At 57.5% G+C, this 14127-nt stretch carries 15 protein-coding genes; 6 read left to right on the top strand and 9 right to left on the bottom strand.

Going from position 1 to position 14127, the window contains the following annotated elements; genetic code table 11:
• Window positions 1-755: 755 nt before the first annotated feature.
• Entirely contained in the window at window positions 756-1139 is a 384-nt protein-coding gene (locus tag JKG68_RS27180) for a hypothetical protein (protein ID WP_202065014.1), read from the bottom strand.
• Between the two features lie 46 nt (window positions 1140-1185).
• Between JKG68_RS27180 and JKG68_RS27175 the strand changes: the two genes are divergently transcribed.
• Together JKG68_RS27175 and JKG68_RS27170 are read left to right on the top strand one after the other, a co-directional pair.
• A complete protein-coding gene (locus tag JKG68_RS27175) occupies window positions 1186-1545 on the top strand; it encodes a hypothetical protein (RefSeq protein WP_202065013.1) in 360 nt (119 codons plus the stop codon).
• 174 nt (window positions 1546-1719) lie between these two features.
• Window positions 1720-2013 carry an SWIB/MDM2 domain-containing protein gene (locus tag JKG68_RS27170; protein ID WP_202065012.1) on the top strand — a complete coding sequence of 98 codons (294 nt, stop codon included), beginning with the start codon at window positions 1720-1722 and terminating at the stop codon, window positions 2011-2013.
• 194 nt (window positions 2014-2207) lie between these two features.
• Here JKG68_RS27170 and JKG68_RS27165 read toward each other — a convergent pair whose 3' ends face one another.
• The 8 genes from JKG68_RS27165 to JKG68_RS27130 form a co-directional block, all read right to left on the bottom strand.
• Window positions 2208-2579 (bottom strand): hypothetical protein, encoded by a 372-nt coding sequence (locus JKG68_RS27165; RefSeq protein ID WP_202065010.1) that lies wholly within the window; start codon window positions 2577-2579, stop codon window positions 2208-2210.
• Window positions 2580-3013: 434 nt separating this feature from the next.
• Window positions 3014-3271, bottom strand: a complete 258-nt coding sequence (locus JKG68_RS27160; protein WP_202065008.1) for a hypothetical protein — start codon at window positions 3269-3271, stop codon at window positions 3014-3016.
• Window positions 3272-3523: 252 nt separating this feature from the next.
• Complete coding sequence (locus JKG68_RS27155) at window positions 3524-3796, bottom strand: DUF2312 domain-containing protein (RefSeq protein WP_202065006.1); 273 nt, start codon at window positions 3794-3796, stop codon at window positions 3524-3526.
• Window positions 3797-3987: 191 nt separating this feature from the next.
• Complete coding sequence (locus JKG68_RS27150) at window positions 3988-4251, bottom strand: hypothetical protein (RefSeq protein WP_202065004.1); 264 nt, start codon at window positions 4249-4251, stop codon at window positions 3988-3990.
• Between the two features lie 1607 nt (window positions 4252-5858).
• Window positions 5859-6206, bottom strand: a complete 348-nt coding sequence (locus JKG68_RS27145) for a hypothetical protein (RefSeq protein ID WP_202065002.1) — start codon at window positions 6204-6206, stop codon at window positions 5859-5861.
• A gap of 1195 nt (window positions 6207-7401) precedes the next feature.
• A complete protein-coding gene (locus JKG68_RS27140) occupies window positions 7402-7596 on the bottom strand; it encodes a hypothetical protein (RefSeq protein ID WP_202065000.1) in 195 nt (64 codons plus the stop codon).
• 245 nt (window positions 7597-7841) lie between these two features.
• Window positions 7842-8282 carry a hypothetical protein gene (locus JKG68_RS27135; protein ID WP_202064998.1) on the bottom strand — a complete coding sequence of 147 codons (441 nt, stop codon included), beginning with the start codon at window positions 8280-8282 and terminating at the stop codon, window positions 7842-7844.
• Between the two features lie 89 nt (window positions 8283-8371).
• Window positions 8372-9070, bottom strand: coding sequence for an IS6 family transposase (locus tag JKG68_RS27130; protein WP_202064996.1), 699 nt, complete (start codon window positions 9068-9070; stop codon window positions 8372-8374).
• A 738-nt stretch (window positions 9071-9808) separates the two neighbouring features.
• Between JKG68_RS27130 and JKG68_RS27125 the strand changes: the two genes are divergently transcribed.
• From JKG68_RS27125 to JKG68_RS27110, 4 genes are all read left to right on the top strand, one after another.
• Complete coding sequence (locus JKG68_RS27125) at window positions 9809-10771, top strand: dihydrodipicolinate synthase family protein (RefSeq protein ID WP_202064995.1); 963 nt, start codon at window positions 9809-9811, stop codon at window positions 10769-10771.
• Between the two features lie 334 nt (window positions 10772-11105).
• The gene (locus JKG68_RS27120) at window positions 11106-11717 is read left to right on the top strand and encodes a TRAP transporter small permease (protein ID WP_376773220.1); all 612 of its coding nucleotides are present in this window, start codon (window positions 11106-11108) and stop codon (window positions 11715-11717) included.
• Entirely contained in the window at window positions 11717-12982 is a 1266-nt protein-coding gene (locus JKG68_RS27115) for a TRAP transporter large permease (protein WP_202064993.1), read from the top strand. Before JKG68_RS27120 ends, JKG68_RS27115 begins: the two co-directional genes overlap by 1 nt.
• Window positions 12983-13008: 26 nt before the next feature.
• Window positions 13009-13998, top strand: a complete 990-nt coding sequence (locus tag JKG68_RS27110; protein WP_202064991.1) for a TRAP transporter substrate-binding protein — start codon at window positions 13009-13011, stop codon at window positions 13996-13998.
• The last annotated feature ends 129 nt before the right edge of the window (window positions 13999-14127 follow it).

Here is a 14127-nt window from a genome sequence, read left to right as displayed (position 1 = left end):
CTTTCCTCAATCAGGTCGGAGACAGAGTTGGTGAGGATATACTCCTCAGGTAAAAGTGGTTGTTGAGCATGCTCGGCTAAGCGATCAAGTGTGTTGTCCAGAGACCCAGCTTGTACAGGTATATTGTCTGCAGAATTAAGCATAATTGCCGGCCCCAATAATATTTATTCGCAGCAGCCCGTTATTGCGGGCGATGCTTTCGTCCAATTTCATGCGGATTATTTGTTTTGTCATGCGGTCATTCTTGAGAAGCGGGAGGTCGGCTTACAACGGTCAACCTCTGTTACTCTTTGGCGACACTCGGCGCGCCCCATCCCAGCTTTAGATGGTCTGAATTCCCGGTGGTTTGGGCCTGATCTGAAGCCGCACAGTCTGGGACTGCTGCGAACTGGATATGGCCGTGGTCGGCCTCAGCGAGATCTGGTGGCTCAGGGATGGTCTTGACGCTCTGGCCTAGCATTGGCGCATGACCTCATGGGAGGTCAGCGTCATGAGCTTTCTACAACCCCCCTAATAGCCCCTGCCGGCTGATTTCGCTTCACTGCTAACAGGGGGAGGCCAAGTTAAATGACTGGGATTGGCAACGCTCGCCTTTCCTCTTCATGCCATACCCTCGGCATGGCCTCCTTCCGCAACCGCGGCTAACGACTTCTGCTGTTGGCACGGGCATGCAGCTCACGTTCGCTGTTGCGGCGGTTCTGATGCTCGCAGCACTCGCCATCGCGGTTGGAAGCCGCGCGTTAGCAACACGACCTTCACTCTGATTGATCAAGGATCATACGCTTTGGCGGGCTGAACCGAACGGCCACGCTGTCATTGTTATGGTTGAGGACAATTACTCCTCGGCACGGCCGGCTTTCGGCCCCAGCAGACGAAGGATTGACCATGGCTACGAAACAGAAGGACGGACCTTCACAACCCAGCAGAGGCCGGAAGGCATTGGAGAAGTCAGCATCGAAGTCGGCCTCCCGCTCGGCCGCCAAGAAAGGGACCACCACTTCCAAGCGTGCGCAGCCCAAGGCAATGGGGGGCTCCCGGTCCGCGACGAAGTCCCAGGCTGTTCCCGCGAAATCCCGTTCCTCCGCAGGATCGCGCACCGCGGCACGTTCGACCTCGGGCGCAGCGAGGTCACGATCCACAACGCAGGCTCGCTCCGCATCTCGCTCGCGGACGCAGGGCAGCATAATGGACACGATGTCCTGGCTCTCAAGCCTTGAGACAACACTCACCTCCCCGCAGGCACGGTCCGTGATGGCGGAGGCCCTCAGGGCGGTCGCGAACGTGTTGGAGAAGCCGCAGAGCGGCGAGCAGGGACAGGGCAGTGGAATGCAGGAGGGCAGGGACGCCGTCTCGGCTGCGGGAAGCCTTGGCGCCGAGATCGTTGCCGCTCCGCTGGAGGTTGCAGCGGCTGCCATTGGAGCTGCCGGTGAGGTCGTGACGAGCGCCCTCGGTGGTTCGTCGGGCGAGGAGCGCGGCAATGGTGAGAGCAGCAAAGGCCGCAGACGGTCCTCCTCGCGCAAGAAGTCATCGGCAGGTGGCGACTAGCTGACGCAATCACCGGCCGGACAGAAAGCACATCCTCCAGGCTTCGCCCTGTCCGGCCGTCATCGGAACTTGATGAGGACGCTCCAAGTCAAGAGACTGTTAAGTCATCGAACGCCATTGTCGTGACAGCTTGCCCTCACACATGACCGAGGGAGGTAACAATGGAGTTTCCAAATGGCACCATCAAAGACAGACAGCGCCGGAACAACGGCAGCCAAGAAGCCGAACCCGGCGTTGATGAAGCCGCTGCAGCCGTCAAATGAACTGGCGGCTGTGGTCGGCTCGTCCCCGCTGCCCCGCACGGAAGTGGTGAGCAAGGTGTGGGAGTACATCAAGGCCAAGAACCTCCAGAACCCTGCGAACAAGCGGGAGATCCTGGCCGATGAGAAGCTCCAAGCCGTCTTCGGCGGCAAGAGCCAGGTCAGCATGTTCGAGATGAACAAATACTTCGCCCAACACCTCGCCTGAGACTGCTCCTCCCGCGCACCTCACCACGATCGTGGCGAGGTGCGCGTGCCATCAACTATCCAGTCTGCGGCTGCTGGTGAGACCGTTTCCTCGAGTGCTTTAATCTGTGACCGATTGCTCGCCAGTGCAAAGCCGATCAGCAACTGTTTGGGTGAGGAGGGCAGGGGATCCGGGATCCGGCACCCAGGCCTGGATCAGGCTGCGAGGAAGAGTTCGTCCTGTAGCCAAGCGGCGCAGGCTCTTCTTCCATTCGGGCGTGCAGTCACAATGCGCTCCTGGAAGCGTGCTTGGGCTTCCTTAAGCAGACGGCGTTTTCGGGCGAGGGGCTGAGAAGGCACTGCAGTGTCATTCACAACGGCAGCAGCCGCCGCGTATAGGTCGGCTGTTGCGGCATCCAGGCCGGGATCTCGCTCGAACAGAACAACCAGGCTTGCCAAGCGCTGTCTAAGGAGTGTCTGCAACTCTTGCGGATAAGGCTGATCTCCTCCGAACTCGATGGCTTTCAGCGTTGGCGAGATCAATGCCAGCTTCTCCTCGATCGTGTCGGTGAAACGTTTATCCGCCATGAGCAACTGTCTCCAAGTCAGAGGGAGCCCGCCCTGCCCCTTGAGCGCCACGTGAGAGCATGCGCTTGCATAGTTAACCAACGGTTTCAAACGAGTGAGGAAATCAAAACAGCAAAGGCCTGCAACATTCTAGGACGGTGCGCGCCGGTACGCTTTCCGCAGCATCGGCGACCATACTCCCGCAGCGGTATCGGCACCAATTGCATGCGGCTTAGGGGGAGCTTTGGTGCTTGGCCTCCGCTGGACTGCTCCTGTTTCGAAGGTCGTTGACGCTTATCGGGGCAGGGTAGGATGGCAGCGGTGTTGTACCCAGCTTGAGGCGGCCTCCGATCGTGTCTGACCTTACGAGTACCTAGTTGTTCCGGATTTCCCACTCTGCCAAGCGGCTTGATGAGGTGATCTGTGCTGCACCGAGCGTACTTTCTGCGTGCCAGTCAGTGTGCCGCAGGACCTGAGGGAATAGCCAAGAGGTCCGCAGCTTTTTCCAGCAGAAACTGAAACGAAGGCTGATCCTTCTGCCCCACCACAACGGCGTAAAGTAGGAGGCTTGCGGCTGTTTGCTGGTCCTGCTCGCCATGGGCGATCTTGGCCGCGGCACGATCCAGCAGTTCAGCCCAATCCTTCTCACCCTGGCCCAGCAACACCGCAGCCCACAGGCTCAGCTCGCCGGAGAGCATCTTGGGATCAGACATTGGTGCCCTTTCTTGCCTAGGCAGCTAATCGGCACGGCGGTCGGGTTCCATGGCTGCCGGTTCTCGCGGATGGCCAGCACCGGCAAGTTCAGGGGCGACTCAGCTGAATGAACCGGGCGGGGTTCACAGCTGAGGCGCGTGCGGTTCTGGTTGTAACACCACCCGACGACTCTGATGCCTGCTGGTAAAGATCTCGTTTCCAGCATTGCTCTAGTCATTGGACACCAGAAGTCAGGTAAAGGTGAGATGCCGTCATGCCGCTTGAGCGGCAGGGATTGCAGCAGTCTCGTCCATCGCTCGCATGTAGACGTCGAGCAAGGTATCGTGCTCGTCACGCTCCTCTTGATCCTGCTTGCGCAGCTTGATGATCTCCTTGAGCACCTTCACATCGAAGCCCTCACCCTTAGCCTCGGAGAAGATCTCCTTTTTGGCCTCGGTGAGCTCCTTGAGTTCGGTTTCGATCTGCTCAATGCGCTCCACAAACGAGCGGATCCGATCGCCCGCAATTCCTACTACATCACTCATGTTATTTCCTTTGTTGTGCATGGACGGGCACTATCGGGCAGGGGAGTAATCGCTGGGTTAATCCGGATAGCGGCAGTCGTACTTGACTGACCTCCAATGCACGGGAGACCTTGTAGCTCCGCGTTAACGGGGAAATACTCCAACCCTGAGTGGATGCGGGCCCACAACATGAGGGATTGCCTCTGAACCTCTCACTGAGGCCGGGAAGTGTCTGCCTGAATGGTTGCCAAGACAATTGCGGAGGCTCGGGCCAGGGCGTGTCTCTCGCCATTGGTGAAGGTTGACAGATGCATACTGCCGACCTTGGGAGCGCCGTTCAGCGCCTGGGTTGCAAACTCAACAAGGGCTTCCTTGGCAAACCTCTGGCCCTCCTCAGTGCCCATCTCGATGAGCATACGAGAGACGCTCTGGGTCAGATCGCCAGCTACCAACTCAACGAGATCCTCATAGTCCATTGTGCTCGCCTTTCTGCGCCTTCGATGTGTCGGCTTGACCTATTCCTCAGAAAGCAAGGCGAGGATGAGGCAGGCAGCGTTGAAGCGACGTTAAGAGCCGGGAGGTGGATGTCACTGACTGCCTTTCGCTGCCACTTGAAGTGCGAGTGCCACCAGTCCAAGGTTCTTGGATCATCCTAAGGGATACCCTCACGCTCTCAGCCGAGCCCTTGCTGGGTCGCCGCGATATTCTGGTGACTGCTCACGTGAAGGTTCGCAAGCCGGGGCACATTGGCTCTGACGAATACCGCATAAATTTCGAGCTAAACCGGCACCATGGTCTGGTTTCCCATGACACCGAGGCTCTGGTCACGGCTGCTGGTGGGGATGGCCCACGCTGGAGGTATTCAGGACGGCGGGACATTGTTGTGGTAGTCAAAGAGCGCTTCCTCACAACACAGCTATACTCACACATGGCACGTCAATTAGGTTGGGTTCCTGATCCGAGTGTGCGGCTGAGTCATGCACCTTTAGAGCCATGAGGCACAGCCATCTGGAACATTGCCCATCCAGGATTGTTTGTCCGTGCCATCACGTTGCTCTTCCTCCTGATCGTGACGGTTCCCTCTGGATAACCCCCTTCAGCCCTGAGCGTGTCTTGGGGCTTTCTTTTGCCTGAGCCCTATAGAAGGCCTAGCAATCAACTATGTGAACAGCACAGACAGGGGTGGTTGTTAGATCTTCCAGGACCAACGACTGGAGTCAGTTACTGCGCTTGGATGTCCCACTTGGGTAGATGCCGCCTAGCTTCGCATCAGACACCGGATAGATGTAGTCAAACGTGCCGAGAAACGCCACGAGAGTGACAAGCACTGAGCCAATGGCAATAACCAGTAACGACAATCCATCCATGGTAGGCCCCTGATCCAAGTCTATTTGTCGCCCAAGGCAGATTGAGACTCTTGTCTCTTGGGCAGATTACTTCAACGTATCTGAGGAGTTACCCCGCTTGTGTTAGGAGCTTGGTGCTGCCGCTGGAGGCCGAACATGCATAGTTCGCAGGTGCCCCCTGTTCAGCAGAGCCAATCAGATACGCTGGTGAGATAAAACTACTTACTCGTGCAATGGCGAGGCTTCTGGCCGCAAACCTTGGCAGTAAAAAGGCAAACGTCCAAACAATCCACGTAAACGTATGCCTGCTTTGCGAAGTCGGTGGGTGAAGTCTCTGTCAGGTTCTGATGACTGAACGGCGAGTATGCCATGATGTGGATTCAAGCCGTAGTTTAACGGGTAGCGATACAGCGGTTACTCATCGTGAAACCAGTTCCGTTTGATCCCACGGTAGAGTGTCGAAGGATGGCGGTTCAGGCTGAGCAATGACCCGCCATTGGGATCTGAGTAGAGCGCAGGCGGAACAGCTCACCGCGCACATCCAGGCCTCAGTGAGTATAGGGCGGTTTCATCAAGGGGCCTCGTGCAAAGCCTTACTTTGTAACGCCATTCGCACTTCAGACAAGAATCTGCCTATACGAAATAACATTTTGCATAATAAGCATTTTGACAAGAAGTTTGTGGCCGGTGCCATGGCAAGGTTCTCTCACAGGAGGAACTTATAGGGACATATTTGATCATCGGTTCCGGCCCTTTGGGCATGGGCAACCGATCATATTCTGCGCCATTCCATTTCCATCGTCATCGAAGGCGGAAGCCTGTATCACGTAGCCTTCCGCTTCCACCCAGGCGATCATGAACGAGGGTGTCAGCGGGTAGCCGGAGCGGTCGAGCATTGCGACACGCTCCTTATGCAGGGTGAAAGCGATCTTTCTGATCCACGGCAGATCCGCCACGACGCTCTTCTTAGGATAGCGCGGCATGAAATCGACCGGCTCACGCAGATACTCCGTGTCGCCATAGGTCCAGTCGAATTTCGCGTTGTTCAGCAGTTGCTGCATCAGGGCGAAGCGCTCCGGCGTCATGCTGCCTGCTCCATCTAGTCGATGTTGCCCTGGTAGACAGTGAAGGTGACCGCGATGATCGACGTCTTCGCCAGGGTCCCAGGACCGTTGACACAATCCCATAATTTCGCGAGGCATCGCGCTGGATGGCGTCGGGTGGGTTCTTCGATACCAGCTGCGGTCAGGCTATGCGATCGAATGTAGAGCACATACCAGAACGGCGGGCCGGCGGAACCTGGGGCTGTCATTAGGTTAGCGCCTCTTCTCAGATGCCCTCCTCGCCTCTCGTGCCTTGACCCATCGGGCAGGTGCGGAAGGATCGTATCCAGAGCGTTTCCGAAACTCCTCCAACGTCTGCTCTCTGGCAAGGATTTGTCGCAATTCTTCTAGAGCAGGATGCAGAGACTGGTTGGTGTCGGGCTTCGTCTTGCTCATGCGCAATACCTTTTGTTGGAGGCGCAAGATCTACTGCGAAGATAAGGCGAATTAGTTCGTCACGACAGCAAACAGCCTCTCTCCAAAACATTAACAAATCCTTCATCTTCTTTGTCGCCGCTCCCCATTACCATGCAGTGGAAGATCGGTCTTTGTGCGCATGCGACAACTGTTCGCGAAAATTACGCGAAACACTTATCGTAACAAGAAGTATGTAACCGATGTCGTGCCAGGAACTTCCAACAGGACGATCTCATGCGTGCAATGCTGCATGAGCAGCCTGATGAGTCGCGCCCGACCTCCTCAGCAGCCGATTGGTTTCGCACCTTCTCCCCGCCGTTGGTCGTAGAGGTCTGCGTTAGCTGTAGGGATGTTGTCTACCGCACCGGCGTCTCCGCTGATTTCGTCAGTTGGCGCAAGGCTGCTGTATCCAGTTCACTGACGGCGGTCAGTTCTTTGCCACGAGGCCTCTCAGCCGGCCTTTGCCCGATGACGAATTACCGACTACCGCAACCTGCGGATTGCGAGGCTGCTTTTCCAGCAGCTTTGCCGATACTGCTTTGTCGTTTTGGGTCGTGCTGGTCCTCTCCCCGATCGATCCTGTGTTGGGCACATCGTGGTTGGCGTTCCTGGGGCGGAGGTTCGCACCTTTGGCATCGGGCCTGACTGGAGGAAGATCCACTAGGATTTCATCTCGTCCTTAAGAAAGCCGATTGGTTTCTCGCCGAGCGGTTGCAAGCTCCATACGGAGCTGCGCCATCTCCGAGAGTGAGACTTGAGCCTACGTCTGCTCGGCAACAAGCCGGGTCTGAGCGGTCTGCAGGCTTGTAACCTGATCACGAAGCTGGTGTTCGACCGCAGCCGACGTGCGCCTCACGATGGCATAGGAGCCCCATCCTGCGCCGGCTGACAGGCTGAGTGCCACAAGGAGACTGCGGTGTACGTTCGATGGGCGCGGCACAAAGTCTTGGAGCATGGATAACCCCCGTATACGCAAGCTGATCGAACTCCAGCGCTGCTCATCCGGGCCCGCGAGTTTGGGCGACAAACGGGATACACTGTCGTGGTTGCCTGGGAGATGCTTTAAAAGCTATCGTCTCCTCCCGTCGCAGCGTCTCGACAGCCTGGGTTCTGAGTTCGTTCATTGCTGGGGTCGGGCTTCTTGCCCCCGCCCTGCTCGATCCACTGGCTCCTGCTGGGCTGGGTTCAATACCAGACCGGTCACCGCCTGGATTTGGTTTGCTGCTTTTCGGTTGGAGAACTGAAGGACGCAGCGTCGGGACGCGAACCTTCGTTCCGGCGGAAATACGTATTGATCAGAGCTACAATCCTTTGACCTAGCGCCTGATCCTCCTTGAGGTTTTCCGTGTCGAGGATCTCGATTCGGATTTCGAAATCAAGGTCGCAAATCAGAATGGCCGGATCCTGCTCGTCGCCGTCTTCCGGGCTGTCCACGAACCAGCCCCCGTCCGGGTTCGGGTCTTCTGGGTTGAGATCCGCATTCAGGCTCTCGACAAGATACCTCGCCAGACGATCGTTGATCCTCGTGCCATCGTCTTCGCCAAAGAGGATCCGGGGCTCGCCGCGGGGATCCCGGATGACGTGCTGCCGATCTCTTCCGGGGCGGGCGATGAAAAGCGTCCATTGTGACGATGGGCTCATAGGCGACCTCTTGTCCGAAGACCAGTCAGGACGGTTGTGTCGCAAATCCGGAGGGGAGACAGGACAGGGACAAGCGCTCGGTAGTGCGTTCAGGCAGCAAGCAGCTCGAACTGCTCCGGGAGTGAAGGCTGAGGATTCCGGGCATATTTCGCCTGTCCTTTGCGCATCATGTGGATCATCTCAATCCCGCCCAAGATCACCTTGGCCGTGGCAATCGACTTGAAGCCGAGTATCGGTCGAACCCGCCGCTTGATTGCACGGTGGTCCTGTTCAATGCGGTTGTTGAGGTAGGCACTTTGCCGGATCCGGATCGGCTTAAGTTCGTACCTTGAACGATCCAGCAGACGGCTCTCGGCATCACACGACAGGATGGCTCCCCGGTTGGTCTGGCTACCGTCGATGACGATCCTCTCAGGCCGACCATGACGCACGAGTGCCTTGTGCAGGAACCGCTTGGCGGCTGTCAGATTGCGCCGTTCGCTGAACCAGAACTCAACGGTGTCACCGTTGCTGTCGATGGCGCGGTACAAGTACGTCCATCGGCCACGCACTTTGATATACGTCTCGTCGACATGCCACTTGCCAGTGACCGCTCGCTTGCGTGCATTGAAGCGCTTCAGAAGTTCCGGCGAGTACCGGACGACCCACCTGTGAATGGTCGCATGGTCGACCGAGATGCCCCTCTCAGCCATCATCTCTTCAAGATTTCGCAGGCTCAAATTATAGGCCAGATACCACCGCACGCAGAGGAGGATCACCGAACGATCGAAATGTCTGCCCTTGAACACCTATTCCTCCGCCACTGAGACCTCCGTCCCAATAGCTGAAACTCTGAAACAAAAAGTTGCGACAAACCCGGAGGAGGCACTCCCTCGATGCGACCTCCGACTTTAGCTCAGCTTGTCGTTCGTGTCATAGCCGTAGACGCATTCCATCTACAACGTAGGGTCAAGAGTGCCGTCAGATCGAGAGAACTAGGCTTGTCGTGCAAGAGTTTCACAACGTGACAGGATCTGATCCTGTCGCGGTAGGTATGACCACCGCGGCCAATCGCGTCGGCGATCGGATCATTGCATCCGGCCAAAGCAACAATCGACAGGAATTCAGGACCAAAAGATAGCAACCCATCCAACGCTTGCGAGGCGATAGGGATCAGGATGCCGCTGAGGCCGCCTGTGGAGTGTGAATATGGCCGAAGCGCAGCTAAGAACGGATGGAGGCTACATCTTAGCGAATTGCACAGCGCTATTGATATAATTGCCAATATTGAGGATTTTCGACGCGCTCTCCGCCCTCGAACATCCCCATCGGTAGTAGCCGAGCGCGCCTGACCGGACGCTATGAGCTCACGCTGGGTCGCCATTCCCCAGTTTTGGCGCGCTTATGCCACCGCTCCTACCAATAAGTGTTGACTGCATAGAGTGTAGATTGTATAAAATCCCGAGTTGACCCCAGTCTCAGCGAATTTTTGTGTCTGCGCCCACCGTATATGCGGGCAGACAGACCGGCTTCTGAAGGAGAATCGCATGAATCCCAAGATCTTTTCCGGCTGCATCCCGGCGCTCATGACGCCTTGCAAGGCCGATCGCAGCCCCGACTTCGACGCGCTAGTGCGCAAAGGCCAAGAGCTGATCGGGGCCGGAATGTCCGCGGTAGTCTACTGTGGCTCGATGGGTGACTGGCCACTGCTGACTGATGAGCAGCGCATGAAAGGTGTGGAGCGCCTGGTGAAGGCCGGCGTGCCGGTCATCGTTGGAACTGGAGCTGTCAACACCAGCGCCGCGGTGGCCCACGCTGCACACGCGCAGAAGGTCGGCGCCCAAGGCCTGATGGTAATTCCACGTGTTCTCTCCCGTGGGTCGTCGCTAACCGCACAGCGTCACCATTTCAAGGCTATCCTCGCTGCCGCTCCCGATCTGCCGGCAGTGATTTACAACAGTCCCTATTACGGCTTCGCGACCCGCGGTGACCTGTTCTTTGCCCTTCGCGCCGAGCATCCGAACCTGATCGGTTTCAAGGAATTCGGCGGTGCCGAGGCGCTGACTTATGCGGCCGAACACATCACCAGCCAGGATGACGGTGTGACGCTGATGGTTGGTGTCGATACCGCTGTGTTCCACGGCTTCGTCAATTGCGGCGCCACTGGTGCGATCACCGGCATTGGCAACGTGCTGCCCCGCGAGGTCCTTCACCTTTGCGCCCTTGCTCAGGCTGCTGCGAAAGGTGATGCTGAGGCCCGTCAGCGGGCGAAGGAGCTGGAGGAGGCGCTGCACGTCCTCTCCTCCTTCGACGAGGGGCCGGATCTGGTGCTGTACTATAAGCATCTTATGGTGCTGAAGGGGAACCCGGAATACGCGCTGCACTTCAACGAAACCGATGCGCTCTCGGATAGTCAGCGCGGCTATGCTGAGACGCAGCTCAAGCTCTTCAACGCATGGTATGCGGAGTGGAGCAGACAGTCCGGTACGGTACAGAAACACGCTGCTTAAGTGATTTGTGAGAGGCCCGCTCGACTGCGGGCCTTTTCGTACCTGTCTATACCCAGGGTGGACGCAGACGGTTTGAAGCCACTTGATTGCGCCATCTCCGTGCTGACCTCGGTTTCGGGCTGAGCCGCACGAAGGCGGCGCCGCAATGGCAGTCCTTCTCCTCCTGAGGACACGTTCAACAGCATCAGAGCGTTTCGAAGGCCCTATTACAGCGGTCAACCACGAAATGCTTTACATCGCTGCTACTCTGTAGATTGTATACGGTAAGCTTTCGGTGGCTAGGAATGGAGCTTTGCGAGTGGTCGAATCGAACCTATCATCGGCATATGAGTCTTTGCCTAGCTCTCATACGCCGCCCTTGCCAGTTCGAGCGGTTATTGCCCTCTCCAATGGACTGCTCGCCACTGAGCGCGTCGCGATCATGAGCTTTATGGGTATCCTGACCCTGCTGATTCTAATCAACGTCACGACCCGCTATGCAGGCCTGCCAATCTATTGGATCGACGAGTCGGCAGTTTATGCGACAGTCTGGCTGACATTCATCGGGGCCTCTGCGATGACGCGGCTTCGACTTGATTTTGCTGTGACTATGCTCACCGAATGGCTCTCTCCGCGCGGGCAGCAGATTGCTCGGATCATCTCCGCGTTGGCCGTCGTCGGTTTCGGTTTTGGACTTGGGATCATGTGCTGGCTGTGGATGGACCCAATCGGTATCGCCCGCACGGGCTTCGATGCTAAGGCTTATGCGGGCGAGACCTTCAACTTTCTTTACACGGAACACACTCAGACACTGAACTGGCCGAGTTGGATCGTGTACCTCGTCCTGCCGATTTTTGCTGTCTCGATGACGCTGCACGGCCTTGCCAATACATTGGAGGATCTGGGCATTGTCGGCAGGAGCGCCTTTCCGGGGTTCCAGGCCACCACCAGCACTGGGATCAACTGATGATCACCTCCGCCGCCTTTGTTGCCATCATGCTTGTTGGCGTGCCGATCGGCCTGTGCCTTTGCCTCGCGGGCATTGTCTATATCGTTGTTTCCGGCAATCCATTGCTGTTCCAATCCTTTCCGCTGCAGATGTTCAGCGGCGTCGATAGTTATAGCCTCATTGCCATTCCGCTGTTCATTCTAATCGGCGAGATTATGAACGGGGGCGGCATCACTCGGCGCATCGTCGAAATGGCGATGGCCATCGTGGGTGCATTGCGCGGCGGCTTGGCTTATGTGAACGTGCTCGCCAACATGTTCGTTGCGTCGATCCTGGGCTCTGCCACAGCTCAGGTTGCGATCATGGCGCAGATCATGGTGCCCGAGATGGAGCGTCAGGGCTACGATAAGACCTTCGCAGCAGGCCTTACTGCCTATGCAGGAATGCTGGGCCCGATTATTCCACCATCGGTGATGTTCGTGGTCTACAGTGTGCTGGCCCAGGTGCCGGTCTCTGACATGCTGATCTCTGGCATTATCCCCGGAGTGCTGTTGACGGTGCTGTTTTGCACCATCATCGCAGTAATGGGCTTCGTCTACAATTTTCCGTCTGGAGCACGTATGACGCCGCGCGAGCGCGTGATGACTGTGCTTCGCGCCCTCCCAACACTATCCATCCCGGCCGTGATCGTCGGCTCCATCCTCACAGGCCTTGCCAATGCTACGGAGGCCGCCGCCGTGGGAGCAATTGCGGCGGCACTGGTTGGTCGTTACTGGACACGGGAGTTCCGCTTTTCCCAAGTCCCGGAAATGCTGCTCCGATCGGGGATCTACTCGGCGATCGTCCTGTTCCTGGTAGCCGCCGCAGCGGTGTTTTCCTGGATTCTAATTTTCGGCAAGGTTCCGCAGGAAGTGGCGGGCTGGATTCAGTCGGTTGCTAAAGATCCGGTCACCTTCATGCTTCTGGTGAACGTTATCCTGCTCGTCATCGGCACGGTTATCGACGGCGTGCCCGGCCTGATCATGACAGTGCCGATCCTCCTGCCCATCGCCACCGAGGTTTATCATATCGATCCGCGGCATTTTGGGGTCGTCGTTGTGATCAATCTGGTGCTCGGACTTCTGTCGCCTCCCGTCGGCCTCTGCTTCTTCGTCGCGGCAGCCGTCACAGGCGCCAAGCCCGGCAAGATGTTTATAGTGACACTGCCCTTCTTCATCGTTGCCTGCCTGATGCTGATCATTCTGTCAGTATGGCCCACTCTCTCGCTTGCCCTCGTCGACTAACTTGACGAAAGAATAGAGGACTAATCATGACCATTTCTCGCAGACATCTCTTCGCCTTAGCAGCCGGCGCAACCCTACCGCTTGCGGCCCCGACTGTGCTACGCGCTCAAAGCCGTGAGTTCCGCCTTGGCGTCATTACACCCCCGAACCATCCCTGGAACAACGCTGCTCTGAAAGTCGGCGAGACCCTGAAGGCGGAGACCAATGGCCGCCTGTCGCTCACCGTTTTCCATGCCGGCCAGCTCGGCAACGAAGGCGCCATGATGCAGCAGCTTCAGTCGGGTGCCCTCGATATGGCCTTCATACAGGCCGCTGAGCTTGGCTCGCGGGTTCCGGCGATTGCGGCGATCAACGCTCCCTACGTGGTGCGCTCCACCGAAGCAGTGGCGAAGCTCGTCCGCCACCCGGTCGCACTCGGTCTGTTCGATTATCTTCCAAAGGAAACCGGCACGATAGGCCTTGGCTGGGGCATCACGTCGATCCGGGCGGTGTTCTCGGCCAAGGAGATCTCTTCTGTCGCCGACCTAAAGGGCATGAAGCTGCGGATCAATCCGACGCCCGCCTTCCGCGACTTCTACCAGATCCTGGGAGCCGCCCCCACACCGATCCCAACCCCGCAGGTGTTTGACGCAATGGCCAACGGCCAAGTGGACGGCCTTGAGGCAGATCTCGACTTCTCCTGGAACCAGCGTTTTGACCGCGTTTCTAAGACCATCCTGCGGATGAATGCCGTTCACATGCCGATGGTGGCGCTGGTCTCCGGTCGAGTCTGGACCACCCTGCCAACAGCCGATCGTGAGTTGATCTCTAAAGTGACCCGCGCAGCGCTTGACTTCGAGATCGATGAGATCGTAGCCAACCAGCCTGGCCTCTTGGAGAACTTCTCAAAGCAACCCGTCAAGATCGTCGTCTCTGATGTGAAGGACGCGGAGCCAGTGATTGCCGAATATGACAAAATCTGGCTGCCGAAGGCCCCGGTTCTGGCGGAATTGCGCAAGGTCGGCGCAACGCTCTGAGGTCGCCTCGCTTCCACTAATCAAGGCGGGCGTTTCGCCCGCCGACTACTTCGTCGGCCCTGAATAACCCACAACTTGTTGGGATTGAAGGATTCTTCGTCATCGCGAAGCATCGTAAAATGCCGGTTC

Source organism: Microvirga aerilata (assembly GCF_016743775.1).
GTDB classification, from domain to species: Bacteria; Pseudomonadota; Alphaproteobacteria; order Rhizobiales; family Beijerinckiaceae; genus Microvirga; species Microvirga aerilata.
The sequence above is the reverse complement of the archived record's forward strand: the minus strand, read 5'-3'. Positions and strand labels throughout refer to the sequence as shown.

Coding starts and splice junctions, on each gene's coding strand:
- JKG68_RS27155 (WP_202065006.1), bottom strand. CDS start 3,796: ATGAGTGATGTAGTAGGAATTGCGGGCGATCGGATCCGCTCGTTTGTG.
- JKG68_RS27125 (WP_202064995.1), top strand. CDS start 9,809: ATGAATCCCAAGATCTTTTCCGGCTGCATCCCGGCGCTCATGACGCCT.
- JKG68_RS27110 (WP_202064991.1), top strand. CDS start 13,009: ATGACCATTTCTCGCAGACATCTCTTCGCCTTAGCAGCCGGCGCAACC.
- JKG68_RS27145 (WP_202065002.1), bottom strand. CDS start 6,206: ATGACGCCGGAGCGCTTCGCCCTGATGCAGCAACTGCTGAACAACGCG.
- JKG68_RS27175 (WP_202065013.1), top strand. CDS start 1,186: ATGGACACGATGTCCTGGCTCTCAAGCCTTGAGACAACACTCACCTCC.
- JKG68_RS27165 (WP_202065010.1), bottom strand. CDS start 2,579: ATGGCGGATAAACGTTTCACCGACACGATCGAGGAGAAGCTGGCATTG.
- JKG68_RS27170 (WP_202065012.1), top strand. CDS start 1,720: ATGGCACCATCAAAGACAGACAGCGCCGGAACAACGGCAGCCAAGAAG.
- JKG68_RS27115 (WP_202064993.1), top strand. CDS start 11,717: ATGATCACCTCCGCCGCCTTTGTTGCCATCATGCTTGTTGGCGTGCCG.
- JKG68_RS27135 (WP_202064998.1), bottom strand. CDS start 8,282: ATGAGCCCATCGTCACAATGGACGCTTTTCATCGCCCGCCCCGGAAGA.
- JKG68_RS27140 (WP_202065000.1), bottom strand. CDS start 7,596: ATGCTCCAAGACTTTGTGCCGCGCCCATCGAACGTACACCGCAGTCTC.
- JKG68_RS27160 (WP_202065008.1), bottom strand. CDS start 3,271: ATGTCTGATCCCAAGATGCTCTCCGGCGAGCTGAGCCTGTGGGCTGCG.
- JKG68_RS27150 (WP_202065004.1), bottom strand. CDS start 4,251: ATGGACTATGAGGATCTCGTTGAGTTGGTAGCTGGCGATCTGACCCAG.